This is a genomic window from Stenotrophomonas sp. S41 (assembly GCF_016624625.1).
Lineage (GTDB): Bacteria > Pseudomonadota > Gammaproteobacteria > Xanthomonadales > Xanthomonadaceae > Stenotrophomonas.
The window spans coordinates 1-1,239 of record NZ_JACVTV010000207.1 but is presented as its reverse complement, the minus strand read 5'-3'; the positions used below and the strand labels follow the sequence as shown (position 1 = coordinate 1,239).

The following is a 1,239-nucleotide window of genomic DNA, read 5'->3' as shown; positions in this document are numbered from 1 at the left end:
GGGTTGTGGTGGTCTAATCAACCTGGACACTCGATAGGATCAATTTCGAGGATCGAGGTAACCCATGGCAAAACAGATTACGCAGGGCATGAGAGATGAGGCCGTCCGTCTTGTCGTTGTGGAAGGGCAGAAAGTCAGGGACGTCTGCCAACTGATGGACGTTGGGCCTACAGCGCTGCGTCGCTGGATCGAGCAATGGCGCCGCAAGCATGAGCCGCAGGGCCAAGCCCCGCTGGTAGATCCCCAGATCCGGATTGCCGAGCTGGAGGCCCAGAATCGCCGGCTCAAGGAGGAACGCGACCTTCTAAAAAAATCCATCGCCTTCTTCATTCGGGACAACGATCACCGGAACAAGTGATCGAAGAATTGGGGAAGGCTGCGCCAATCCGGCTGGTGTGCGAATTGATGGGCTATCCCCGCAGCAGCTACTACGCGTGGCTGCGCCGGGAACCTCAGATCGACCAAGGGCTACTAGATCAGGTTGATCTAGTGCGTCGCATTCACGAATCCAACCGCGGCAGCTATGGCTCCCGGAGAATGGTCAAGGAACTGTCCAACAGGGGCTTGGAGGTTGGGCGCCACCGTGCCCGGACCCTGATGCGAAGAGCTGGCGTAAGAGCTCGGCAGCACCGGCGGCACAAGTACCAGAGCCTTGGGCCGCAGGCCTTGACGGCCCCCAACGTTCTGGACAGGCAGTTCAATCCAGAAGCGCCCAATCGGGTATGGGCTGGCGATATCACCTACATCCCGACCCAACAGGGGTGGCTCTATCTGGCCATCGTTGTAGACCTGTTCTCCCGGCGGGTCGTCGGCTGGGCCCACTCTCATGAAGCGGGCGCGTGGCTGGCAGTCAGGGCGCTGCAGGGGGCGCTGAGACAGCGTCGCCCTGGGGGCGGGCTGCTGTTTCACTCCGACCAAGGGCGTCAGTACACCAGTCACGCCATGGCAGAAATCCTGCGTGACAACGGAATGACCCAGAGCATGAGCCGCAAGGGAAATTGCTGGGACAACGCCGTGGTGGAGCGGGTTTTTGCCACCCTCAAAGGAGAATGGCTCTATTCCAAATACCCGTCACGACAGGAAGCGGTGGCGGACATCGAGCAGTTCGTGGACTGGTACAACCACCGTAGGCTGCACAACGCCAACGGCCTGGTTCCGCCTGCGCTCCACGAAGCGCAGGCAGCCTGAACACCCCTTGAGAGTGTCCAGAAATGGTTGACCACCACAGGTTTACGGCGT

At 60.1% G+C, this 1,239-nt stretch carries 2 protein-coding genes; both read left to right on the top strand.

What is annotated here, in order from left to right; translation table 11 throughout:
* The first annotated feature begins 64 nt into the window (after window positions 1-64).
* Window positions 65-358, top strand: a complete 294-nt coding sequence (locus IAE56_RS20900; protein ID WP_200753838.1) for a transposase — start codon at window positions 65-67, stop codon at window positions 356-358.
* Window positions 355-1,188 carry an IS3 family transposase gene (locus IAE56_RS20895; protein WP_325167215.1) on the top strand — a complete coding sequence of 278 codons (834 nt, stop codon included), beginning with the start codon at window positions 355-357 and terminating at the stop codon, window positions 1,186-1,188. The genes IAE56_RS20900 and IAE56_RS20895 overlap by 4 nt, the downstream gene beginning before the upstream one ends.
* Window positions 1,189-1,239: the final 51 nt, after the last annotated feature.

Coding starts and splice junctions, on each gene's coding strand:
- IAE56_RS20900 (WP_200753838.1), top strand. CDS start 65: ATGGCAAAACAGATTACGCAGGGCATGAGAGATGAGGCCGTCCGTCTT.